This window comes from Sphingopyxis indica (assembly GCF_032879645.1).
Classification (GTDB): domain Bacteria; phylum Pseudomonadota; class Alphaproteobacteria; order Sphingomonadales; family Sphingomonadaceae; genus Sphingopyxis; species Sphingopyxis indica.
On the sequence record NZ_CP076394.1, the window covers coordinates 2499244 to 2521692 of the forward strand.

General features: G+C 67.0%; 23 protein-coding genes. 13 read left to right on the plus strand and 10 right to left on the minus strand.

Going from position 1 to position 22449, the window contains the following annotated elements; all coding sequences use genetic code 11:
* Positions 1-46 precede the first annotated feature (46 nt).
* From KNJ79_RS11960 to rpmF, 3 genes are read right to left on the minus strand one after another with little or no spacing between them, the layout of a single operon-like run.
* Complete coding sequence (locus KNJ79_RS11960) at positions 47-1012, minus strand: beta-ketoacyl-ACP synthase III (RefSeq protein ID WP_317151216.1); 966 nt, start codon at positions 1010-1012, stop codon at positions 47-49.
* Entirely contained in the window at positions 1009-2043 is a 1035-nt protein-coding gene (plsX, locus tag KNJ79_RS11965; RefSeq protein ID WP_089217143.1) for a phosphate acyltransferase PlsX, read from the minus strand. The genes KNJ79_RS11960 and plsX overlap by 4 nt, the downstream gene beginning before the upstream one ends.
* A 22-nt stretch (positions 2044-2065) precedes the next feature.
* The gene (gene rpmF / locus KNJ79_RS11970; protein WP_089217142.1) at positions 2066-2242 is read right to left on the minus strand and encodes a 50S ribosomal protein L32; all 177 of its coding nucleotides are present in this window, start codon (positions 2240-2242) and stop codon (positions 2066-2068) included.
* A 306-nt stretch (positions 2243-2548) separates the two neighbouring features.
* Between rpmF and KNJ79_RS11975 the strand changes: the two genes are divergently transcribed.
* Entirely contained in the window at positions 2549-2989 is a 441-nt protein-coding gene (locus KNJ79_RS11975) for an MAPEG family protein (RefSeq protein ID WP_317151217.1), read from the plus strand.
* An 11-nt stretch (positions 2990-3000) separates the two neighbouring features.
* Here the strand turns inward: KNJ79_RS11975 and KNJ79_RS11980 are convergent, their stop codons facing one another.
* The 4 genes from KNJ79_RS11980 to ygfZ all read right to left on the minus strand — a co-directional run bounded on the left by KNJ79_RS11980 (position 3001) and on the right by ygfZ (position 5871).
* Positions 3001-3663 (minus strand): MBL fold metallo-hydrolase, encoded by a 663-nt coding sequence (locus KNJ79_RS11980; RefSeq protein ID WP_317151218.1) that lies wholly within the window; start codon positions 3661-3663, stop codon positions 3001-3003.
* Between the two features lie 234 nt (positions 3664-3897).
* Entirely contained in the window at positions 3898-4458 is a 561-nt protein-coding gene (locus tag KNJ79_RS11985; RefSeq protein ID WP_317151219.1) for a retropepsin-like aspartic protease family protein, read from the minus strand.
* A 35-nt stretch (positions 4459-4493) separates the two neighbouring features.
* Positions 4494-5111: a hypothetical protein gene (locus tag KNJ79_RS11990; protein ID WP_317151220.1), complete on the minus strand. Its 618-nt coding sequence runs from the start codon at positions 5109-5111 to the stop codon at positions 4494-4496.
* A 31-nt stretch (positions 5112-5142) separates the two neighbouring features.
* Positions 5143-5871 carry a CAF17-like 4Fe-4S cluster assembly/insertion protein YgfZ gene (gene ygfZ, locus KNJ79_RS11995; RefSeq protein WP_317151221.1) on the minus strand — a complete coding sequence of 243 codons (729 nt, stop codon included), beginning with the start codon at positions 5869-5871 and terminating at the stop codon, positions 5143-5145.
* Positions 5872-5930: 59 nt separating this feature from the next.
* Between ygfZ and pyrC the strand changes: the two genes are divergently transcribed.
* The 9 genes from pyrC (at position 5931) to KNJ79_RS12040 (ending at position 15127) form a co-directional block, all read left to right on the plus strand.
* Positions 5931-6956: a dihydroorotase gene (pyrC, locus tag KNJ79_RS12000; protein ID WP_317151222.1), complete on the plus strand. Its 1026-nt coding sequence runs from the start codon at positions 5931-5933 to the stop codon at positions 6954-6956.
* Positions 6957-7229: 273 nt separating this feature from the next.
* On the plus strand, positions 7230-7790 hold the full coding sequence (hslV, locus tag KNJ79_RS12005; RefSeq protein WP_089217135.1) for an ATP-dependent protease subunit HslV: 561 nt from the start codon (positions 7230-7232) through the stop codon (positions 7788-7790).
* 5 nt (positions 7791-7795) lie between these two features.
* Positions 7796-9097 carry an ATP-dependent protease ATPase subunit HslU gene (hslU, locus tag KNJ79_RS12010; RefSeq protein ID WP_089217134.1) on the plus strand — a complete coding sequence of 434 codons (1302 nt, stop codon included), beginning with the start codon at positions 7796-7798 and terminating at the stop codon, positions 9095-9097.
* A 145-nt stretch (positions 9098-9242) separates the two neighbouring features.
* Complete coding sequence (locus tag KNJ79_RS12015; protein WP_089217133.1) at positions 9243-10085, plus strand: helix-turn-helix domain-containing protein; 843 nt, start codon at positions 9243-9245, stop codon at positions 10083-10085.
* Between the two features lie 115 nt (positions 10086-10200).
* Positions 10201-11115 (plus strand): tetratricopeptide repeat protein, encoded by a 915-nt coding sequence (locus KNJ79_RS12020; protein WP_317151223.1) that lies wholly within the window; start codon positions 10201-10203, stop codon positions 11113-11115.
* Positions 11078-12076: a tRNA lysidine(34) synthetase TilS gene (tilS, locus tag KNJ79_RS12025; protein WP_245836910.1), complete on the plus strand. Its 999-nt coding sequence runs from the start codon at positions 11078-11080 to the stop codon at positions 12074-12076. Before KNJ79_RS12020 ends, tilS begins: the two co-directional genes overlap by 38 nt.
* Positions 12077-12155: 79 nt before the next feature.
* Positions 12156-14099: an ATP-dependent zinc metalloprotease FtsH gene (gene ftsH / locus KNJ79_RS12030; protein ID WP_317151224.1), complete on the plus strand. Its 1944-nt coding sequence runs from the start codon at positions 12156-12158 to the stop codon at positions 14097-14099.
* A 79-nt stretch (positions 14100-14178) separates the two neighbouring features.
* Complete coding sequence (locus KNJ79_RS12035) at positions 14179-14502, plus strand: hypothetical protein (protein ID WP_317151225.1); 324 nt, start codon at positions 14179-14181, stop codon at positions 14500-14502.
* Between the two features lie 19 nt (positions 14503-14521).
* Positions 14522-15127 carry a DUF3800 domain-containing protein gene (locus KNJ79_RS12040; RefSeq protein WP_317151226.1) on the plus strand — a complete coding sequence of 202 codons (606 nt, stop codon included), beginning with the start codon at positions 14522-14524 and terminating at the stop codon, positions 15125-15127.
* Between the two features lie 54 nt (positions 15128-15181).
* Here the strand turns inward: KNJ79_RS12040 and rpoZ are convergent, their stop codons facing one another.
* Positions 15182-15526 (minus strand): DNA-directed RNA polymerase subunit omega, encoded by a 345-nt coding sequence (rpoZ, locus tag KNJ79_RS12045; RefSeq protein WP_089217127.1) that lies wholly within the window; start codon positions 15524-15526, stop codon positions 15182-15184.
* Positions 15527-15660: 134 nt separating this feature from the next.
* On the opposite strand from rpoZ, the gene KNJ79_RS12050 reads away from it, so the two are divergent.
* On the plus strand, positions 15661-16854 hold the full coding sequence (locus KNJ79_RS12050) for a phospholipase D-like domain-containing protein (RefSeq protein ID WP_317151227.1): 1194 nt from the start codon (positions 15661-15663) through the stop codon (positions 16852-16854).
* Here KNJ79_RS12050 and KNJ79_RS12055 read toward each other — a convergent pair whose 3' ends face one another.
* On the minus strand, positions 16855-17493 hold the full coding sequence (locus KNJ79_RS12055) for a class I SAM-dependent methyltransferase (RefSeq protein ID WP_170935620.1): 639 nt from the start codon (positions 17491-17493) through the stop codon (positions 16855-16857).
* A 187-nt stretch (positions 17494-17680) separates the two neighbouring features.
* Here KNJ79_RS12055 and KNJ79_RS12060 point away from each other — a divergent pair, with 187 nt between their 5' ends.
* On the plus strand, positions 17681-18943 hold the full coding sequence (locus tag KNJ79_RS12060) for an MFS transporter (RefSeq protein WP_089217174.1): 1263 nt from the start codon (positions 17681-17683) through the stop codon (positions 18941-18943).
* A 148-nt stretch (positions 18944-19091) separates the two neighbouring features.
* On the opposite strand, the gene KNJ79_RS12065 is transcribed toward KNJ79_RS12060, so the two are convergent.
* Positions 19092-21416 carry a CDC48 family AAA ATPase gene (locus KNJ79_RS12065; protein ID WP_317151228.1) on the minus strand — a complete coding sequence of 775 codons (2325 nt, stop codon included), beginning with the start codon at positions 21414-21416 and terminating at the stop codon, positions 19092-19094.
* Between the two features lie 148 nt (positions 21417-21564).
* On the opposite strand from KNJ79_RS12065, the gene KNJ79_RS12070 reads away from it, so the two are divergent.
* A complete protein-coding gene (locus KNJ79_RS12070) occupies positions 21565-22443 on the plus strand; it encodes a LysR substrate-binding domain-containing protein (RefSeq protein WP_317151229.1) in 879 nt (292 codons plus the stop codon).
* Positions 22444-22449 lie beyond the last annotated feature (6 nt).

Genomic DNA, 22449 nt, shown 5'->3' on the forward strand with positions numbered 1-22449 from the left:
CGACGGCCTGCCCGTTACCGCCAAATTGGTGCTATCTTGAGCGGATTCAGACGCGCAAGACCGCCGCGCCCCAGGTGAAACCGCCGCCCATCGCTTCGAGCACGACCAGGTCGCCGCGCTTGATCCGCCCGTCGCGCACCGCAAGATCGAGCGCGAGCGGCACCGATGCTGCCGACGTATTGGCGTGCTGGTCGACGGTCAGCACGACGCGATCGGCGGGCAGGCCCAGCTTCTTTGCGGTCGCGTCGATGATCCGCTTGTTCGCCTGATGCGGAACGACCCAGTCGATGTCGCTCGCCGACAGTCCGACGTCACCCAGCACCTCGCCCAGCACCGCGGCCAGATTGGTGACGGCATGGCGGAACACTTCGCGTCCCTGCATTCGGACATGACCGACGGTGCCCGTGGTCGACGGACCGCCGTCGACATAGAGCATGTCCGAATATTGTCCTTCGGCGTGCAGGCGGGTCGCAAGGATGCCGCGATCGTCCTCGACGTCTTCGGCCGAGAGCACCACCGCACCGGCGCCATCGCCGAACAGCACGCAGGTCGTGCGGTCGTCCCAGTCGAGGATGCGGCTGAAGGTCTCGCTGCCGATCACCAGTGCATGATCCGCAGCGCCGGTGCGGAGCATCGAGTCGGCAACCGAGACCGCATAGAGAAAGCCCGAGCACACCGCCGCGACGTCGAAGGCGATGCAATCGGGTGCGCCGATCAGCGCCTGCACCTTGGTCGCCGTCGCCGGGAACGTATTGTCGGGGGTCGCGGTGGCGACGATGATCAATCCAATGTCTGAAGGTTCGAGCCCCGCAGCCTTTAGCGCTTCCTTCGCCGCCGCCGCGCCGAGGGTGCCGGTCGTCTCGTCGGCCTCGGCGATATGGCGAAAGCGGATGCCCGTGCGCTCGACGATCCATTCGTCGCTGGTATCGACGCGCTCGGCGAGCTCGGCGTTCGACACGCGCTTGCGCGGCAGGGCGGAGCCGGTGCCCTTCAGGATCGCGCGCCGCGTCATGCCGCGTCCTCGTGGCGGAAATTGGCGAGATCCTCGGTCACCTGGCGCGTGATGTCCTTTTCGATCAGTTCGGCGCACAGATGGACGGCGTTGGCGACGCCCTTCGCATCGGCGCTGCCGTGGCTCTTGAGCACCACGCCGTTGAGGCCGAGAAACACCGCGCCATTGTGATTGTTCGGATCGAGATGATGGCGCAGCAGCTCGGTCGCGGGGCGCGAGATCAGAAAGCCGATCTTCGAGCGCGTCGACGAGGTGAAGGCGCGGCGCAACAGGTCGGTCACGAAGCGCGCGGTGCCCTCGATCGTCTTCAAGGCGATATTGCCTGAAAAACCGTCGTGGACGATCACATCGACATGGCCGCGCGACAGCTTGTCGCCTTCGATGAAGCCGGTGAACTCCATCGGCAGCCCTTCGGCGCCGCGGAGCATCGCCGCCGCGTCGCGGATCTGGTCGGTGCCCTTCAATTCCTCGGTGCCGATGTTGAGCAGCGCGACGCGCGGCCGCTCCAGCCCCATTGCGGTGCGCGCATAGGCGGCGCCCATCACCGCGAACTGGACGAGATTGTTGGCATCGCAGTCGGTATTGGCGCCGAGGTCGAGCATCACGACGTCATTGTCGCCGAGCGACGGCAGCAGCGCCGCGAGCGCCGGCCGGTCGATCCCCGGCATCGTGCGCAGCGCGAGCTTCGACATCGCCATCAGCGCGCCGGTGTTGCCCGCCGAGACGGCGCCGCCGGCATCGCCGCGCTTCACTGCGTCGATCGCGAGCCCCATCGAACTGCCGCGTCCGGACCGCAGCGCCTGGCTCGGTTTTGCCTCGCCCGAAACGACCTTGTCGGTGTGGATGATCTCCGACGCCGCGCGCAGGTTCGGGTGATTTTCGAGCGCGGCCTTGATCCGCGTCTCGTCGCCGACGAGCAGGAAGCGAAGGCGCTCGTGCTGGTGACGCGCCATCGCCGCGCCCGCGCACATCACGCGGACGCCGACGTCACCGCCCATCGCATCAATCGCGATTCGCGGTGTCAGGCTCATCGGTACGCCCTCCGGCTAAGGTTCAGGCGACCGACACCACTTCGCGGCCGTTGTAGTGGCCACAGGCATTGCAGAGGTTATGCGGGCGCTTCAGTTCGCCGCAATTCGGGCATTCCTGATAGGCTTCGACCTTCAGGGCGTCGTGGCTGCGACGCATGCCGCGCTTCGAGGGCGATGTTTTTCGCTTGGGGACGGCCATGATATATCCTGTATTCTCAACTGTTTATCACAAATCGGCGAACCCGGACTTGTCATCCCCGCTTGTGGAGAACGACTGGCCCGCCCGCCGCGCCGAAGGCTGTTCCCGCTCATTTTGCAGGAAAATCTTCCGCCGGAAGGTGCCTCAACGCCTGATGGTGTCGGGTGCCGGATCGGGCGCGGCTATAGCGTTTTTGCTCGCAAAGGCAAGCCCCACCGGATCGCTTGCCCTGCCTCGATGACAATGCCACACACGCCGGAGCCCGGCGCCCGTTATAGCGCCGCAGAGCATTGGAGGGGAAGCGAAATGACGATGTTGCCGATCAGCCTGACCATCGCCGCGGGGGCCGCGCTGCTCAACATCTGGCTCGCGATGCGCGTCGGGCGCGTGCGCGGGCAAGAAAAAGTGTCGGTCGGCGACGGCGGCAACGAGCGCGTGATCCGGCGGATGCGCGCGCACAGCAATTATGTCGAAAACACCGCTTTCGTGCTGATCCTGCTCTTCCTCGTCGAACTCGGCCTCGGTTCGTCGATCTGGCTGTGGGCGACGGGCGCAATCTATCTCGTCGCGCGGATTTTCCACGCGATCGGCATGGACGGAAAGACCTGGGCGCGCGCCGCCGGCACGCTCGTGACGATGCTCGTCCAGGCGGGCCTCGCCATCACCGCGTTGCTCGCAGTCTATCTGACCCCGACGACGATCGTCGCGACCGAGGTGCAGGAAACCGAAGTTGTCGCGCCGAAATAGCGGCTACTTCGCTACGCGAGCGCTTCGTCGCTGACGAAGGGATTGGTCTGGCGCTCGGCCCCGAAATTGCTGTGCGGGCCGTGGCCGGGCAGGAAGACCGTATCGTCGCCGAGCGGCCACAGCTTTTGCGTGATCGACGCAAGCAGCTGCCCGTGGTCGCCGCGCGGAAAATCGGTACGCCCGATCGACCCCTGAAACAGCACGTCGCCGACGATCGCGAGCTTCGAGGGCTTGTGATAAAAAACGACGTGCCCCGGCGTGTGGCCCGGGCAATGGATGACGTCGATGCTGAGGTTGCCGACGGTGACCGTGTCGCCGTCGCTCAGCCAGCGGTCGGGCTCGAACACCTCGCCCGACAGGCCGAAGCGCGCGCCATCTTCGCCGAGCCGCTCGATCCAGAAGCGGTCGTCCTCGTGCGGCCCCTCGATCGGCACGCCCAGTTCCTTCGCGAGCACGCCCGCCTGTCCGCAATGGTCCATATGGCCGTGGGTGACGAGGATCTTCTCGACCTCGACCCCGGTCTGCCTGACCGCCTCCTTCAGCTTGTCGAGATCGCCGCCGGGATCGACGAAGGCCGCCTTGTTGGTCTCGGTACACCAGAGCAGCGTGCAATTCTGCTGAAAAGCGGTGACGGGCACGATCGCGGCGCGCAGCGGGGGGTTGGGAGCGTTCATGGCGGGTGATGTGGGGAAAAGCCGCCGGGATGGCAAGGGCGGGTTGGAGGAGGGGCGGTCCGGTGGATGCGGGCGAGCGGCGGGGATCGACCCCGATTGCGGGCCTTCATTTCATCGTCATCCCGGACTTGATCCGGGATCCATAGCAGCGCCGAAGTCATGGATCCCGGATCAAGTCCGGGATGACGAAGATCGGGGGTAGCGACGTCCGCTCCCCACCCCCAATCCAGCCAATCACCGCAGCGTCATCGTATCGCCTTCGACGTTCACTGCATCGAGCTTCGACAAATAGCTCTGCCCGAGCAGCGAAACGCCCATGTCGGCGTCGAGCACCGCCGCCTCCACGCCGCGCACTTCGATGCCCTCGACATCGACGCTGTCGAGCGTCACCGGGCGCACCGGCACCAGCCCGCCCGCGGTGTTCGCGCTGCCCGCGATCGGCAGCGAATCGACGTCGATCCCGATCGCCTCGGCATCGCGGCGGGTGAGCGCGACGATCGAGGCGCCGCTGTCGACCATCATGCGGATATTGGTGCCGTCGACATTGGCGTCGGCATAGAAATGCGAATCGCCCGCCCGCCCGAGCCTTACTTCGCCGGGCGAACCGCGCGCGCCGCGCGGCGATGCCGACCAGCCGCCATGCTGGCGCTTTTCGGTCGTCCAGTTGCCGGTGTCGCCGCCGCCCGCATCGGCGGCTCCGGCCGCATTCATGCTCGTCGTGCGGCCGGCGATCCCCGCCACGCCGACCGATACCACCGCGATCACCGCGGCAAGCCCCAGGAAACGCCCGATCATGGTTGCAGGCTTAGGCGATCAATATTGGCTTTTGGTTAAGCGGGCGCCTCGATGAAGGCGCGCCATTGCGGTGGGCTCTCGCGCACCGAATAGACGATCCGTGCGCAGGCATAGGTGCGGCCGCGCGCATTGTCCGCTTCCACCGCCGTCTGCGGCCAGCTCGCTTCGCCCGGCGGCTGCGCCGACCAGCAGACGAGCGCCTCGGCCTCGGGCCGCGCGGCGATCTCGGCGCGGTCGGCGGGCGAATAGGTGCTCGGCACCGACCAGCCGAATATCCGGCGGGCGGGCGGGCGCGTCGCCTGAACGAGCGGAATGAAGGGGCCGCATTGATCGGCGAGCAAGGCGGAGACCTTGGCGCGGTCGGCCTCGTTCAGCCACGGCCCGCCGAGCAAGGGCTGCCAGCGCGCAGCGTCGCCCGACAGCAGCGCGGGCAGCAATTCGTCGGCCGCCGCGGCGAAGCGCGCGCGCCAGAGCGAATCGGCGGCGAGTTCGACGAGCGGCGACGGCGGCGTTTCGGGGCCGGGCTCATAGCCGGGGACGATCGGCGCACCCTCGCCGCCCTTGGCAGGCGGCGGCGCGCTGTCGCAGGCCGCGTGCGCGGGCACCGCGAGCATCGCGGCGCCTAGCGCGGCAAGGGTGTGAAATCGGCGCATGACCGCACCCTATCACGGCACGCACCGCGCGTCATGACCCCGTTATGGCAAGGCCCTCGCGCAGCCAGGCTGGCGCCTTTGCAGGGTCGATCGCCTCGACGCGGCGGTGCTCGATCGACCAGCCGAGGCCGGTATAGGCGATCACCTGCCGTTTCTCGTCGGCATCGGCAATCGGCACGACGACGAGCCGGCGATTGACCTTCTGCCGCCAGTTCATCCGCGCCGTATTCTCCTGTCCGACATAGCAGCCCTTCGAAAAGCTGACGCCGTTCAGTTCGATCGCATTGCATTCGAGCCACAGCGTCGTGCCGTCGCCGAGTTCGGCGCGGCCTTCGGTCACCCCCTGCTCCAGCCGGTGCGCGCGCCACGCGGCCTCGACGCCCTCGCTTTCATCGGCCGGGGCGAGCCAGCGCTGCCCAAGCGCCGCGAGTCGCGGGTCGGGTTCGCCGAGGTCGCCTTCGGGCGCCCAATGCACGGCAATTCCGTCGTCGCGTGCGATGGTGATCGCGCGGCGCAGCCGATAGAGCGTCAGCCGCTTGACCAGATCGTCGGCGGCCGCCCGCTCGCAGTCGATCAGCAGATCCGCCTCGTCCCCCCAGACGAGGAAGTCGAACAAGACTTTCCCCTGCGCGGTGAGCAGCGCCGCCCATAACGGCAGGTTGCCCGACACATCGTTGGTGACGAGTCCCTGCAGAAAGCCGCGGACGTCCTCGCCCGACAGGCGGACAAGAGCACGATCGTTGAGGGTGGTATTGGCCATGACGATAATCTAGGGACGCCCCAGCCAAAGCCAAGCCACGATCTGCCCAAAGGCCCGCCATGACCGACCGCCTGACCATCCGCCGCCCCGACGACTGGCACGTCCATCTGCGCGACGGCGCGATGCTCACGCATGTCGCACCTTATACGGCACGGCAGTTCGCGCGCGCGATCGTGATGCCGAACCTGTCGCCGCCGGTCACGAGCGTCGCCGAGGGCATCGCCTATCGCGAGCGGATCGTCGCGGCGGTGCCTGCCGAACTCGACTTCACCCCGCTGATCGTCGCCTATCTGACCGACCATAGCGACGCCGACGAGCTGGCGCGCGGGCATCAGGAAGGCGTGTTCACCGCGGCGAAGCTCTATCCCGCGCACGCGACGACGGGCAGCGCGCACGGCGTCACCGACGTCGCGAACATCATGGGCGTGCTCGAGCGCATGGCCGACATCGGCATGCCGCTGTTGATCCACGGCGAAGTCACCGACACGCACGTCGACATCTTCGACCGCGAGGCTGTGTTCATCGACCGCACACTCACGCCGCTCGTCGCGCGCCTCCCCGAACTCAAGATCGTCTTCGAGCATATCACCACGGCGGAGGCCGCGCAGTTCGTCGCCGATGCGCCCGCGACCGTCGCGGCAACGATCACGCCGCAGCATCTGCATATCAACCGCAATGCGATGCTCGTCGGCGGCATCCGCCCGCACGCCTATTGCCTGCCCGTCGCCAAGCGCGAGGAGCACCGTCTGGCGGTCCGCGCCGCCGCGACCTCGGGCTCGCCCAAATATTTCCTCGGCACCGACAGCGCGCCGCACGCGGTCCATACCAAGGAGGCTTCGTGCGGCTGCGCCGGCATCTTCAATGCGCCCTATGCGCTCGAATCCTATGTCGCGGCGTTCGACGCGGACGGCGCGCTCGACAGGTTCGAGGGCTTCGCGAGCGAGCATGGCCCGCGCTTCTATGGCCTGCCGCTCAACGAGGGCACGATCACTCTCGAACGCGGCGAGACGCAGGTTCCCGACCGCATCGGCGAGGTCGTTCCCTTCCACGCGGGCGAAACGCTGGGGTGGAAGCTGGTGATCTAAAGGCGTTCCTGCCCCTTGATACAATCGCACGTGAAATTGCTGCGCGTCGATATTTCCCCTCCCGCTTGCGGGAGGGGTAGCGAGACTTGCGAGCTTGCTCGCTAGTCGCAGCGGGGTGGGCCGTTGCGACGTCGCTGCCCACCCCCAACCCCTCCCGCAAGCGGGAGGGGAGAAGTCCCGTCGCTCGCATATGCGATTGCCCTGCCCCATGAATGGGGAAGGGATGAAGCCCCACCCTTGCGGCGCCAAGCCCCCTGCCCCATATCGCGCGGCATGAGCGAACAGACCAGCGCCGCGCCGTGGCACGGCACCACCATCTTATCCGCCCGCACCGCCGAAAAGGTCGTCGTCATCGGCGACGGACAGGTTTCGATGGGCCAGACCGTGATGAAGGCCAATGCCCGCAAGGTGCGCCGCCTGCACGACGGCAGCGTCATCGGCGGCTTTGCCGGCGCAACCGCCGACGCCTTCACCCTCTTCGAGCGGCTCGAAGCGAAGCTCGAACGCCATGGCGGCCAGCTTTTGCGCGCCGCGGTCGAACTGGCGAAGGACTGGCGCACCGACAAATATCTGCGCAATCTGGAGGCGATGATGATCGTCGCCGACAAGGATGTAACGCTGGTCATCACCGGCAATGGCGACGTGCTCGAACCGCAGGGCGGCATCGCCGCGATCGGATCGGGCGGCAATTATGCGCTGTCGGCGGCGCGCGCGCTCGCCGACTATGAAAAGGACCCCGAGGTGCTGGCGAAGAAGGCGATGGCGATCGCCGCCGACATCTGCGTCTATACCAACGATCAGACCACCCTCGAAACCATCGACATTCAGGCTTGACCCCCATGAACAAGGATTTGACCCCGAAGGCGATCGTCGCCGCGCTCGACACGCATATCATCGGCCAGGACGCGGCGAAGCGCGCGGTCGCGGTCGCACTCCGCAACCGCTGGCGCCGCCAGCAGCTTTCGCCCGATCTGCGCGACGAGGTGAGCCCCAAGAATATTCTGATGATCGGCCCCACGGGCTGCGGCAAGACCGAGATTTCGCGCCGCCTCGCCAAGCTCGCCGACGCGCCCTTCATCAAGGTCGAGGCCACCAAATTCACCGAAGTCGGCTATGTCGGCCGCGACGTCGAACAGATCGCGCGCGACCTGGTCGAAGAGGCGGTGCGCCTCGAAAAGGACCGCCGGCGCGAGGCGGTGCGCGGTGCCGCCGAGGAGGCGGCGATGGACCGCCTGCTCGACGCGCTGACCGGCAAGGGCGCGAGCGAGGCGACCCGCGAGAGCTTTCGCCAGCGCATCCGCGAGGGCCATCTCGACGACAAGGAAGTCGAGATCGAGGTCGCCGACGCGCCGAGCATGAGCTTCGAGCTGCCCGGCCAGCCGGGTCAGATGAGCATGATCAACCTGTCGGACATGCTCGGCAAGGCGATGGGCGGCCCGCCCAGGAAGCGCCGCAAGCTGACCGTCCACGAAGCCGCGACGCGGCTGATCGAGGAGGAACAGGACAAGCGCCTCGACCAGGACGATGTCGCGCGCGTCGCACTCGCCGATGCCGAGGCGAACGGGATCGTCTTCCTCGACGAGATCGACAAGATCGCGGTCAGCGACGTGCGCGGCGGGTCGGTGAGCCGCGAGGGCGTGCAGCGCGACCTGTTGCCGCTGATCGAGGGCACGACCGTTGCGACCAAATATGGCCCGATGAAGACCGATCACGTCCTCTTCATCGCGAGCGGCGCCTTCCACGTCGCCAAGCCCTCCGACCTGCTGCCCGAACTGCAGGGCCGCCTGCCGATCCGCGTCGAATTGGGGGCGCTGACCGAAGAAGATTTCGTGCGCATCCTGACCGAGACGAAGGCGGGGCTTCCCGAACAATATGCCGCGCTGCTCGGCACCGAAGGCGTCACGGTCGACTTCCGGCCCGACGCGATCGCACGCGTCGCGAAGCTAGCGGCCGAGGTCAATGAAACGGTGGAGAATATCGGCGCCCGCCGATTGCAGACGATGATGGAGCGGCTGGTCGAGGACATCAGCTTCACCGCCGAGGATCGCAGCGGCGAAACGCTGACCGTCGATGCCGCCTATGTCGACCGCCAGCTCGCCGACGTCGTGGGCGACACCGACCTCAGCAAATATGTGCTCTGAACGCGCGTCGGACCGTCGCTGGCGATCCGGCACCTTTTCAATCCGTCATTTGCCGAACTTCATTTGACTCGGCCGCACCGTCGGTGCGAAGAATAGTCCGGCACGGTCGCACCAAGGGTTGCACGCGGCTGGTACGGAGACAGGAATGGCAGACGAAGAGGTCGCCGAGCAGGGCGAACTGGCGATTACGCGCACCGGTGACAAATTGCGGCTGGCGCGCGAGGCCGCCGGCTTGTCGCTCGCCGACGTCGCGTCGCGGACACGGATCACCCAGCGCCACCTCGAAGCGATCGAAAAGTCCGATTTCTCCGAATTGCCGGGACGCACCTATGTCACCGGCTTCGCGCGCGCCTATGCCCGCGCGGTCGACCTGCCCGAGGCCGAGATCGGCGCCGCCGTCCGCCGCGAGCTCGAAGAAGACGAATATGCAGCGCGTCCGGCTTATGAAGCCTATGAACCGACCGACCCCGCGCGTCTGCCGACCGCCCGCCTCGCCTGGACGCTGGCGATCGTCGCCGCGCTGCTCGTTTCGGCCTATGGTGTCTGGCGCTTTCTGTCGGTCGAGCCCGACGACGCGCTGATCGCGGCGCAGAACCGCGACGCCGATGCCTCCGAAGCGCCGGCGACCGTTGCGGATGATGCGGCGACCAAGCCCGCGCCCGGCCCGGTGGCGGCGGACGCGCCGGTCGTGCTGACCGGCCTGTCCGAAGTGTGGATCGGCTTCGACGACGCGACGGGCAAGACCGAGAATTGGCGGACGCTCGATCCCGGCGAAACCTATGAAGTGCCGCCCGCCTATATCGAACAGTTCACGCTGCGCACCAGCATCCCGCAGGCGATCAAGGTGACGGTCGGGGGCCGCGACGTCGGTCAGATCGGCCCCGCCGACACGCTGGTCAAGAATATATCGCTGAAGCCCGCCGACCTGCTCGCGCGGGCCGAGGGCAACGACAGCGCCGGCGCCCCGGCGGCAACCCCGGCGCGCTGATCCTTCCACAATCGACCTTTTTGTCGAGGCAAGGCGCCGAAAGGGGTTTGGCTCGCGCCCTCGCCCGCGTTATGAACCGGATATGGTTAATGGGTGGGACTGACAAAGGATAAAGATGCGACAGATTTTGGTGCGGGGAGCCGCCGCGGCGGCATTGATGGCGGTCGCTTCGCCGGCGCAGGCGCAGGATGGCGCGCTCGACAAGCGCGTCGAGCGGCTCGAAAAGGAAATGCGCGCGGTTCAGCGCAGCGTGTTCCCGGGCGGAAACCCGGCCTTTTTCGAAGGCGAGATCGCCCCCGACAACACGCCCGGCGTGCGCGCGCAGGGCACCGCTCCGGTGATCGACCTGACCGCGCGCGTCGATGCGCTCGAAGCGCAGCTTCGGACGCTGACCGGCCAGACCGAGCAGAATGCCTATCAGCTGCGCGAACTCGAAAAGCAGTTCACCGCCTACAAGGCCGAAATGGAGAAGAGATTTGCGCCCGCGGCAACTGGTGCGGAGCCCGCGAGTCTCGCGCCTGCGGTGAAGCCCACCGTCGCCGCCGCGACGCCGGCAAGCAAGCCGGCCGCGAAGCCCGCGGCCTCGGGGAGCGACGCCGACCGGCTCGCGCTCGTCAAGAAGGTCGAGATCCCCTCGACCGGCAACGCGGTCGAGGACGCCTATACCTATGGCTACCGACTGTGGGACGCGAAACTCTATCCCGAGGCCGAAGCGCAGCTCAAGCAGGTCGTCGCCAAATGGCCGAAGGACAATTGGGCGAGCTATGCGCAGAATCTGCTCGGCCGCGCCTATCTGGACGAGGGCAAGCCGAGCCTGGCGGCGGTCGCCTTCTATAATAATTACAAGGACCGGCCGAGCGGGCCGCGTGCTCCGCACAGCCTGATGTATATGGGTGTCGCGCTCGACAGGCTCGGGCGCAAGGCCGACGCGTGCAAGGCCTTCCGCGAGCTCGACGATGTTTACGGCGACAAGGCCCCGCAGGATGTCCGCAATGATGCCGCCGCGGCAAAAGCAAAAGCCGGCTGCTGAGCGCGACGCGGTCGAGCGCTTCGCCGCCGGCCTCGCCGCCGTCGCCGGCCCCGGCTGGCAGCGGGCGCATTACGGCGTTGCGGTGTCGGGCGGTCCCGACAGCATGGCGCTGCTCTGGTTGATGATCTCGCTGCTGCCCGGCCAGGTCCGGGCGGCGACGGTCGATCACGGCCTGCGCGCCGAATCGGCCGATGAAGCGCGCATGGTCGCGGGCTTCTGCGCGCGCGAGCATATTCCGCACAGCATCCTGCATCCCGCCCGGCCAATCTCGGGCTCGCTCCAGGCCGCGGCGCGAACCGAACGCTATCGGCTGCTCGACCAGTGGCGCGCGGCCCATGCGCTCGATCATATCGTCACCGCACACCACGCCGACGACCAGCTCGAAACGATGATCATGCGCCTGAACCGCAGCAGCGGGGTCGGCGGGCTCGCCGGAGTGCGTGCGCGCAACGGCGCGGTGCTCCGCCCCTTGCTCGGCTGGCGGCGCGACGAGCTGGTCGCGCTCGCGCTCGACGCCGACCTGCCGATCGTCGACGATCCGTCGAACAGCGACACCCGCTTCGATCGGGCACGGCTTCGCAAGGCTTTGAAATCGCAGGCGATCATCGACCCGCAAGCCGCCGCGCGGGCGGCCGTCAATCTCGCCGAAGCCGACGCCGCGATCGACTGGGCGGTCGAGGCCGCGATCGCCAGCTGGCCCGACGCGCGCGACCGGGCCGTGATCCGGGACCACGGCTATCCCGCCGAACTCTTCCGCCGCATCGTCGTGCGGCGGCTTCAGGCGAACGATCAGCGGCTCGCACTGCGCGGCCACACGCTCGACGGGGTGATCGCGGCGATGAAGAGCGGGCGGCGCGCGATGGTCGGGGCGCTGCTGATCGACGCGGCGCAAGGCGGCGGAAACGGGTCGATGTGGCGCATTTCGGCCGCACCTCGGCGAAAAAGGGCGCCTGGGCCATAAGGCCTCATTGTCATTTAACCCCGACCCCCTATCTTGAGACTAGGAGTCGCGACTTTGCGCGACGATTGGAAAGATTCGCATGCAGGACGACAAGGAACCGCAGGGCAACCCCTGGATGAAGAGCGTGATGATCTGGAGCGGCATTTTGCTTGCCATGCTCCTCGTCGCCTCGATGTTCGGCGGCGCCGCGCAGCCGGCGGGGAATGCGCTCGCCTATTCCGAGTTCCGGCAAAAGGTCGAGGAAGGCAGCGTCAAGCAGGTCGTGCTTTCCGATGATCGCGTCACCGGCGAGTTGTCCAACGGCGATCATTTCACCGCCAATGTCGTCCGCGATCCCGAGCTTTTGAAGCTGCTCAACGAAAATGGCGTCAAATATGACGGCAAGCCCGCCGAAGTGCCCAATTTCTGGATGTATCTGCTCGTCCAGTCGCTGCCCTTCCTGCTGATCCTCGGTATTGCCTTCTTCGTCTTCCGCCAGGTGCAGAAGAACAATGGTTCGGGCGCGATGGGCTTCGGCAAGTCGCGCGCGAAGATGCTCACCGAAAAGCAGGGCCGCGTGACCTTCGACGATGTCGCGGGTATCGACGAGGCGCGCGAGGAATTGCAGGAAATCGTCGAATTCCTGAAGGACCCCAGCAAATTCTCGAAGCTCGGCGGCCAGATTCCGAAGGGCGCGCTGCTCGTCGGCTCGCCCGGCACCGGCAAGACGTTGCTCGCGCGCGCGATCGCGGGCGAGGCGGGCGTGCCCTTCTTCACCATTTCAGGCTCGGATTTCGTCGAAATGTTCGTCGGTGTCGGCGCCAGCCGCGTCCGCGACATGTTCGAACAGGCGAAGCGCAACGCGCCGTGCATCGTCTTCATCGACGAGATCGACGCGGTCGGCCGTCACCGCGGCGCGGGCCTCGGCAACGGCAACGACGAGCGCGAACAGACGCTCAACCAGCTGCTCGTCGAAATGGACGGGTTCGAGGCCAATGAGGGGATCATCATCGTCGCGGCGACCAACCGCCCCGACGTGCTCGACCCGGCGCTTCTGCGTCCGGGCCGCTTCGACCGCCAGGTCGTCGTGCCGCGCCCCGACATCGAGGGCCGCCAGAAGATCCTCGAGGTGCATACGCGCAAGAAGCCGCTCGCGCCCGACGTCGACCTCCGCCGTATCGCGCGCGGCACGCCGGGCTTCTCGGGCGCCGACCTCGCCAACCTGGCGAACGAGGCGGCGCTGCTCGCCGCGCGCAAGGGCAAGCGCCTGATCGCCTCGAACGAGTTCGAGGAAGCCAAGGACAAGGTGCTGATGGGCGCCGAACGCCGCTCGATGGTGATGACCGAGGACGAGAAGAAGGCGACCGCCTATCACGAAGCCGGCCATGCGCTCGTCTCGCTTCACGTCGAAGGCAACGACCCCTTGCACAAGGTCACGATCATTCCGCGCGGGCGCGCGCTGGGCGTGACGTGGAACCTGCCCGAGCGCGACCGCTATTCGATGAGCATGAAGCAGATGAAGGCGCGGCTCGCGCTCTGCTTCGGCGGCCGCATCGCCGAACAGCTCATCTATGGCCAGGACGAACTCAACACCGGCGCGTCGAACGACATCCAGCAGGCGACCGACATGGCGCGCTCGATGGTCATGGAATATGGCATGTCGGAAAAACTGGGCTGGCTGCGCTATCGCGACAATCAGGACGAGGTGTTTCTCGGCCACAGCGTCTCGCGCGCGCAGAATATGTCCGAAGAGACGGCCAAGCTGATCGACGCCGAGGTCCGCCGCCTCGTCGAGGAAGGCGAAGCGACCGCGCGCAAGGTGCTCACCGACCATCTCGACGAACTGCACCTGCTCGCCGGCGCGCTGCTCGAATATGAGACGCTGTCGGGCGAGGAAGCAAAGCGCGCGATCGCCGGCGAGGACATCGGCCGCGACGACGATCATGGCAAGGCCGCGAACCCCGTTCAGGGCCACGCCGGCGGCCTGCCGCAGATCAAGCGCAAGCCGCGTCCCTTCGGCGGCGCCAACCCGCAGGGCGCCTGACATTTTGCATAGGGGGGCAGGTCCGGGCGGCCGCGCACGGATTGCCCCTGCCCTGCTGGCGGGCCTCCTGCTCTGCGGCATGGCACCCGGCGACATGAGCGTCGCCACCTTTCTTGCGCGCGCGAACAATATCATGCGGCTCGGCCCGCTCGCGGCGGCGACCCCCGAAGCCTATCGGCTGAAGAATGAAGTGATCGCGACCGCGAAACGCTACAAGGCGCGGATCGACGCGCAGCGCAGCGCCGGACGCCCGACGACGAGCTGCCCGCCCGAAACGGGAAGCCTCACTCCCGAGGAATGGCTCGCACATCTCAACAGCTACCCCGCACGCGTCCGCAGCAAATTGTCGCTCTATGCCGCCTTTGATGCGCTGATGAAGAAACGCTATCCCTGCCCGTCCTGATGCCCGATAAGCGCATATAATGACGATCTATTGCGACGAATCGGGCGGACTCAACGCCGGCGCGATGACCTTTGCCGCGGTGATGCTCACGCCGGAGACCGCCGCCTCGATCCACGCGCGATTCCGCGCCGTGACCGGCCTTCGCGGCGAACTCAAGGGCAGCCGGATCAGCTTGACCGAACGCGCCTATCTGCTCGAACTCTTCGATCGCGCCGGCGGCCGCGCCTGGGTGGCAAGCGCCGAGACCGCGAAGCTGATGCCGCCCGCCGACGGTTCGACGATCACCGACCTCGAACTCTATGCTGCGCTGCTCGACAGCGCGGTCGGCCATTGGCTTCCCGAAACCGGAGGTGTGTGCTCGGACGTCGTGATCGACGACGGGCGCTATGATCCGGTGATCCTCGCGCGGGTGCGCGACGCGATCCAGGCCGGGCTCGCGGGCTGGGGCACCGCCTCGCTCGCCGACAGCCGGCGCAGCGAGGGTGTGCAGATCGCCGATGTCGTTGCGAACAGCCTCTACAACATCACCGCCCATTCGCCGCGCGCGCGGCGGATCGGTATCATCCTCGAACCGATGCTCGCGTCGCGCGCGATCCGCGTCGCCGAACTCACCCGGGTCGCCTGACACAAAAAGGGCCGCGGTTTACCACGGCCCTTTGGTGATGACTTGTGCCAGCGATCAGTCGAAATCGGGACCGGCGCTCGCCGGGCTGCGCGGCGGCGCCGCGGCGGTAAGGCGGAGCGCTTCGGCCGAGCGGCTGATCGAGCTGATTTCGTCGGGCGTATCGTCGTCGTCGACGACCACCTTTTGCAGCGAACCAACGAGCGAATCGCCCAGATCCTGCGGCTTCACCGTCTGCTCGGCGATCTCGCGCAGCGCGACGACGGGATTTTTGTCGCGGTCGCGGTCGATCGTCAGCTCCGATCCGCCCGAAATTTCGCGGGCGCGGTGCGCGGACAGCAGGACCAGATCGAAGCGGTTGGGAACTTTGTCGACACAATCTTCGACGGTAACGCGGGCCATGGTAATTCCTTGTTGCGGGAGAGGCCGGCCAAGGCGGCGGCTTGCAAGCGCTGCGCGCTAGCAGCGGAGGCCGGGATTGTCAATGTAAGTGCCACCCTTGCCCCGCGCAAGCCGCGCGGCCTATGCAGGGCGCGATGACGAACCCAGCGGCTTCGGCCTGCCCGCACGACCCGATACAGGCGAGCGTTGCCGGTCACGATCTCGAGCTGATCTTCGACGGCGCCGCCCGGCTCGACCGCCTTCGCGCGCTGATCGACGGCGCGGCACGCAGCATCGACATCGTGATGTATATTTTCGACGACGACAGCGCGGGGCGCGAGATCGTCGCGCGCCTGCTCGCCGCCGCGCAGCGCGGGGTGCGCGTCCGCGCCGTGATCGACAGCTTCGGCTCGTCGGACACGCCCGACGCGCTGTTCGCGCCGCTCCGCTCCGCCGGCGGCGAAATCCTTTTCTTTTCGCGGCGCTGGCGATCGAGCTATCTGATCCGCAATCACCAGAAGCTGGTCCTGATCGACGAGCGGATCGCGATCACGGGCGGCTTCAACATTTCCGAACAATATCTCAGTCCGCCGCGCCGCGACTGCTGGTTCGACCTCGGCCTGATCGTCGAAGGGCCGAGCGTCGCGCAGGCGGTGCGCTGGTTCGCCGAACTTCACGCCTATACGACCGGCGATGACGGCAAACTGTTGATTCTGCGCCGGCTGATCCGCGAATGGCCGGTCGAGAACGGGGCGCTCACCTGGCTCGTCGGCGGCCCGACGCAGCGGCTTTCCCCCTGGGCGCGCGCGGTGCGCCGCGACCTCGACCGCGCGCGCCGGCTCGACATGGCGATGGCTTATTTCTCGCCCGGTCAGGGGATGCTGCGCCGCCTGGGCCGCGTCGCCCGCCGCGGCCGCGCGCGCTTCGTGATGGCGGCGCAGTCGGACAATGCCGCGACGATCGGCGCCTCGCGCCTCCTCTATGGCTATCTGCTCAGGAAACAGGCCGATGTGTGGGAATATCGGCCGTGCAAGCTGCATATGAAGCTGATCGTCATCGACGATGTCACCTATGTCGGCTCGGCCAATTTCGATGCGCGCAGCCTGTTCGTGAACGTCGAGATCATGCTGCGGATCGCCGACGCCGAATTCGCCGCGCGGATGCGCGACTTCGTCGCCAGCCTGGAAGGCGAATGCGAGATCGTGACGAAGGAGTCGCACAAGGCGCGCGCGGGCCTGCTCACCCGGCTGCGCTGGACGCTCGCCTGGTTCGTGGTCGGCGTCGCCGATTATACGGTGTCGCGGCGGCTCAATTTCGGCCTCGCCGAACCCGATCTCGAAGCCGTCTGATCAGTCCTTCCAGCCCCAGAAGAGGAAACAGGGCGGGACGTTGACCCATTCGAACGCATTGTCGATGCGCTTGAAATGCCTGGCGAGGAAATCGCGCGCTCGAGCGCGGAACTGATAGACCAGAAAGGCACCGCCGGGGCGCAGCACGCGGTGCGTCGCGGCGGCGATCGCCGGGCCGACGCCGGCGGGGAGCGTCGAAAAGGGCAGGCCCGACAGCACATAATCGGCATGTTCGAAACCATGTGCGGCGATGATCGATTCGACGTCGGTGGCCGATCCGTGGACCGCGATGAAGCGGCTGTCGCGGATATCCTTGTTCAGATAGTCGATGAAATCCGCGTTGGTGTCGATCGCGATCAGCGTCGCGTCGCCCGGCAGATGTTCGAGCACCGGGCGGCAGAAAGTACCGACGCCGGGGCCATATTCGACGAACAGCTTCGTCCTTTTCCAGTCCACCGGCCCCAGCATGTGGCGGATCAGTGTCGGCGACGAGGGGACGATCGACCCCACCATGACCGGGTGCTTGATAAAGCCGCGGACGAACATGCCCCACGGTCCGAAAAAGCGCTTCAACCGCTCGCGCATCCGGCGGGATGTCGCGATCTTCGATTCTTGGGCCTGCGCCCGCGGATTGGTCATGATGGCTTTCGCGTTGTTGCGGTTCGGGATGGCGTGGCAAAAAGCAGGCTGTCGCGCAAGAAAAGATATGGGCTTGACGCTGGACAGCGGCGCCCCCGGCTGTAGGGAGAGGCAGGTCCGCGATGGCCGGTGGCAAAAGGGGGAAGCGAATTTGTCGACGATATCGCGCTCGATTCCCGCCGACCGCATGGCCGTTCTCTTTGCGATCATGCTGGTCGCCGCGGCGGGCAACACCGCGATGCAGTCGATCCTGCCCGCGATCGGCGCCAAGCTGCACATTCCCGACGTCTGGGTCAGCCTGGCGTTCAGTTGGTCGGCGCTGCTCTGGGTGCTCACCGCGCCGCACTGGGCGCGCCAGTCGGACAAGCGCGGACGCAAGGCGCTGATGGCGCTCGGCATCGTCGGCTTCCTCGCCTCGATGGCCTTGTGCGGATTGACGCTATGGGCCGGCCTGTCGGGATGGGTCGCCGCGGGGCCGACCTTCATCCTCTTCGCGCTTTTCCGCAGCCTCTATGGCTCGCTCGGTTCGGCGGCGCCGCCCGCGGTACAGGCCTATGTCGCCGCGCGCACCGACCCCGACGAGCGCACGCAGGCGCTGTCGCTCGTCTCCTCCTCCTTCGGCCTCGGCACGGTGATCGGTCCCGCGGTCGCGCCCTTTTTCATCCTGCCGATCCTCGGCCTGTCGGGACCGCTGATCGTCTTTGCGCTGATCGGCCTCTTCGTGCTCGTGATGCTGCGCTGGCGGCTGCCCAACGACACGCCGCGCTTTGCCGCGCGCGGCTCGATCGCTCCCTACCCCACCTCGGGCACCACCGACCCGGCGCGCAGCGACGACGAGGAAGAAGCCGACGACGCGCCGCACGCGCCGCTGCGCTGGTCGGACCAGCGCGCGCGGCCGTGGCTGCTAGCCGGCCTCCTCGGCGGCCAGGCGCAGGCGATGATGCTCGGCGTGATCGGCTTTCTGATCCTCGACCGGCTGCACCTCCGATCCAATCCCGACGAGGGCGCCGCGATCACCGGCATCGTGCTGATGGCGGGCGCCTTTGCCACCCTGCTCGCGCAATGGGGCCTCATTCCGCTGCTCAAGCTGACGCCGCGCACGACGGTGCTCGTCGGCGCCGCGCTCGGCGCGATCGGCACGGTGATGACGGGGCTGTCGCAGGACCTGCACGCGATCGTCATCGGCTTTGCCACCGCGTCGCTCGGCTTCGGCCTGTTCCGCCCCGGCTTCACCGCGGGCGCATCGCTGTCGGTGCCGCGGCGCGACCAGGGCGCGGTCGCGGGGATGACCGCCTCGATCAACGGATCGGCCTATATCGTCTCGCCGGCGATCGGAGTGCTGCTCTATAACTGGCACGCGATGGTCGCCTATGGACTGATGGCGGGCTTTTGCGTCTGGCTCGTGCTGTGGGGCTGGTCGGCGCTGCGGCAGAGTCCGCTCGCAAGCTAGAGGCGGAATCAAGCCCCTCCCCTTCAGGGGAGGGGTTGGGGTGGGGCCTCACAGCCAAGCGCAAGGCCGATAGGCCCCAGCCGCTGCGACTAGGCAGCAAGCTGCCAAGTCTCGCTGCCCTCCCCTGACGGGGAGGGATTGGATTCGCTCAGTCCTTCGCCTCATCCTCGCCATGCTTCTGGTCGCGGACGGGTTTGAGCATCCCCGGCGCGAAGAAGCCGATCGGATTGACACTCATCGCGTTCTGCTTGATCTCGCCCTGAATCTTTTCATAGTCGCGCTCCATCGCTTCGGTCACCGAGGCGCGGGTATCCTTCAGCGCGGCTTCGAAATCGGCCATCGTCACACTGTCGCTCTGCATCGAGCGCTTGAGCGCCGCGAGCCCCGCGCGGCGAACCAGATCTTCCAGATCCGCGCCGGTGAAGCGGTCGGTCCGCGTCGCGAGCGCATCGAGATCGACATCCTCCGCCAGCGGCATCTTGCCGGTGTGGATTTCCAAAATGCGCTTGCGCCCGCCCGCGTCGGGCACGGTGACATAGATCAGCTCGTCGAGCCGCCCCGGACGCAGCAGCGCGGGGTCGATCAGATTCGGCCGGTTGGTCGCGCCGATCACCACGACCGACTGCATCTCCTCGATCCCGTCCATCTCGGCGAGAATCGTGTTGACGACGCGCTCGGTCACCTGCGGCTCGCCCGCCGAGCCGCCGCGCGCCGGGACCAGGCTGTCGAGTTCGTCGATGAAGACGATCGTCGGCGCCACCGCCCGTGCCCGCGCGAACAGCCGGGCGATCTGTTGCTCGCTCTCGCCATACCATTTCGAGAGCAGGTCCGACGATTTGATCGCAATGAAATTGGCGTCGGACTCGCGCGCCGCCGCCTTCGCCAGCAGGGTCTTCCCGGTTCCCGGCGGGCCATAGAGCAGAAACCCCTTGGCCGGCCGGATGCCGAGCCGCCGGAACGCCTCGGGATGCTTCAAGGGCAGCTCGATGCCCTCGACCATCTTGTCGCGCGCCGCGTCGAGGCCGCCGATGTCGCTCCAGCGTGTCGTCGGCGCCTGCACCATCACCTCGCGCATCGCCGAAGGCTGGACGCGCTTCAGCGCGTTCAGGAAATCGTCGCGCGTGACGCTCAACTCTTCGAGCACTTCGGGCGGTATCGTTCCCTCTTCGAGGTTGAGCTTGGGCATGATCCGCCGCACCGCCTCGATCGCCGCCTCGCGCGTCAGCGCCGCGACGTCGGCCCCGACGAAGCCGAAGGTCGTCCGCGCAAGTTCGTCCAGATCGACATCGGCGCCGAGCGGCATGCCGCGCGTATGGATGCCGAGTATCTCGCGCCGCCCCTTTTCGTCGGGAACGCCGATCACGATCTCGCGGTCGAAGCGGCCCGGACGCCGCAGCGCCTCGTCAACCGCGTCGGGACGGTTGGTCGCGGCGATGACCACCAGGTTGGTGCGCGGCTCGAGCCCGTCCATCAATGTCAGAAGCTGCGCAACGAGGCGCTTTTCGGCCTCACCCGTCACCTGTCCGCGCTTGGGCGCGATCGAATCGATCTCGTCGATGAACAGGATCGACGGCGCCGCCTTCGCCGCCTGCTCGAAGATTTCGCGCAAGCGCTTTTCGGACTCGCCATAGGCGCTGCCCATGATTTCCGGCCCGTTGATCAGGAAGAATTGCGCGTCGCTTTCGTTCGCGACCGCGCGCGCGAGCCGCGTCTTGCCGGTTCCCGGCGGGCCGTGCAGCAGCACGCCGCGCGGCGGATCGACGCCGAGGCGGCGGAACAGTTCGGGGTAGCGCAGCGGCAACTCGACCATCTCGCGCAGCTGGTCGATCGTCTCGCCGAGCCCGCCGAGATCGTCATAGGTGACGTCGGTGCGCCGCGCGTCGTGCGGTTCCTGATATTCGGAAAGCAGCTCGACCTCGGTATTTTCGTCGATGAAGACGGCACCCTTCGGCGCCGCCGACACGACGATCAGGCGCACTTCGGCGAGCGCATAGGCCGGCGCATTGAGCATCTGGCGGAGCTGCGGCGGCATGTCGCCCGCAGGCAGCCGCTGCTGTCCCGCGGTCGCCACCGTGTCGCCGGCGAGCAGCGGGCGGCCGAAAAAGCTGCGCTTCAATGCCATCGCCGAGCCCTGGAGGCGCAGATTCTGCTGCGCCGGGGCAAAGACGACGCGCGTCGCGGGGCGCGTTTCGACGCGGCTCAGCGCCACCATGTCACCCGCGCCCGCCCCGGCATTGGCGCGCAGCAACCCGTCGAGGCGAACGACGTTCAGCCCCTCATCCTCGGCATAGGGCGCCATCACGCGCGACACGGTCTCGCGCTTGCCGGTGATCTGGATCGCGTCGCCCTCGGTCACGCCGAGTTCGGCCATCGCCGCGCGCGGGATGCGCGCAATGCCGCCGCCGCTTTCCTCGGCCCTGGCATTCGCAACCTGCAGCTTGACTTGCTTTTCTTTCACCGGTGCATCGGCCAAGGCGTGTCTCCCGCAAAATAGTCAGAATGCCGAAGATAGGGAACGCGTTCCCTCTTTTCGAGACCCCGGCGTAAGCGCAATCCATGCCGCACTGCACAAAAGTATCTGGCGCGGCGCGCGGTGTCATGTCATCATTGGCGCAACGATCATGGCACGCCTCCCTCCCCTCAGCAGCATGGAAGCCTTTCTGGAAGTCGCGCGCCACGGTACGGTGAAGGCGGCGGCGAGCGAGCTCGGCCTGTCGATGCCCGCGCTGTCGCGGCGCATCCAGACGCTCGAACATGCCGTCGGGCGCCCGCTGTTCAACCGCCACCACCACGGACTGCGGCTGACCGAAGCGGGACGCGCGCTGCAGGATCAGCTCGCGCCGATCCTCGACGAACTGCGCAGCGTGATCGCCAATGTCGGCAGCCCCGACGCCTCGCTGCGCCTGCATTTGAACGTATTGCCGCTGTTCGCACAGCAGCGGCTCTTCCCGCGTCTGCCTGCGCTGCGGCGCCAGCATCCCGAACTGCATATCGACATCGACACCTTGTCGCACGGCGAGGCGCGGCTCGGCGAAGGGATCGACGCCGCGATCGCGCTCGCGCGCGCGATCGACCCCGCACTCTATGCGGCGCGGCTCGACCAGGACAAGGTCTTCCCGATCGCGTCGAAGGACCTCACCGACGGCGACCGGCCGATTACCGTGCCCGAACAGCTCCAGCGGATGACGATCCTGCTCCACCGCGAGATGCCCGAAACCTTCGCCGAATGGAAAAATGCCGTCGGTATGCCCTATCTCGAGCCCGCGGGGATCGACTTCTTCGATTCGGGGCCGCTGATGCTCGAAGCCGCGGCGCAGGGGATCGGCGTCGCCTTCATGCACGGCCATCATTTCGACGACGCGCAGGACGGCCGCCTCGTCCGCCTGTTCGATTTCGACGTCGACAGCCCGTACAGCTATTGGTTCGTCTGCCGCCCGCGCGCGCTGCGCCAGCCGGCGGTGAAGCTGTTCCACGACTGGCTGCTCGACGCGCGCATCTGACCGGTT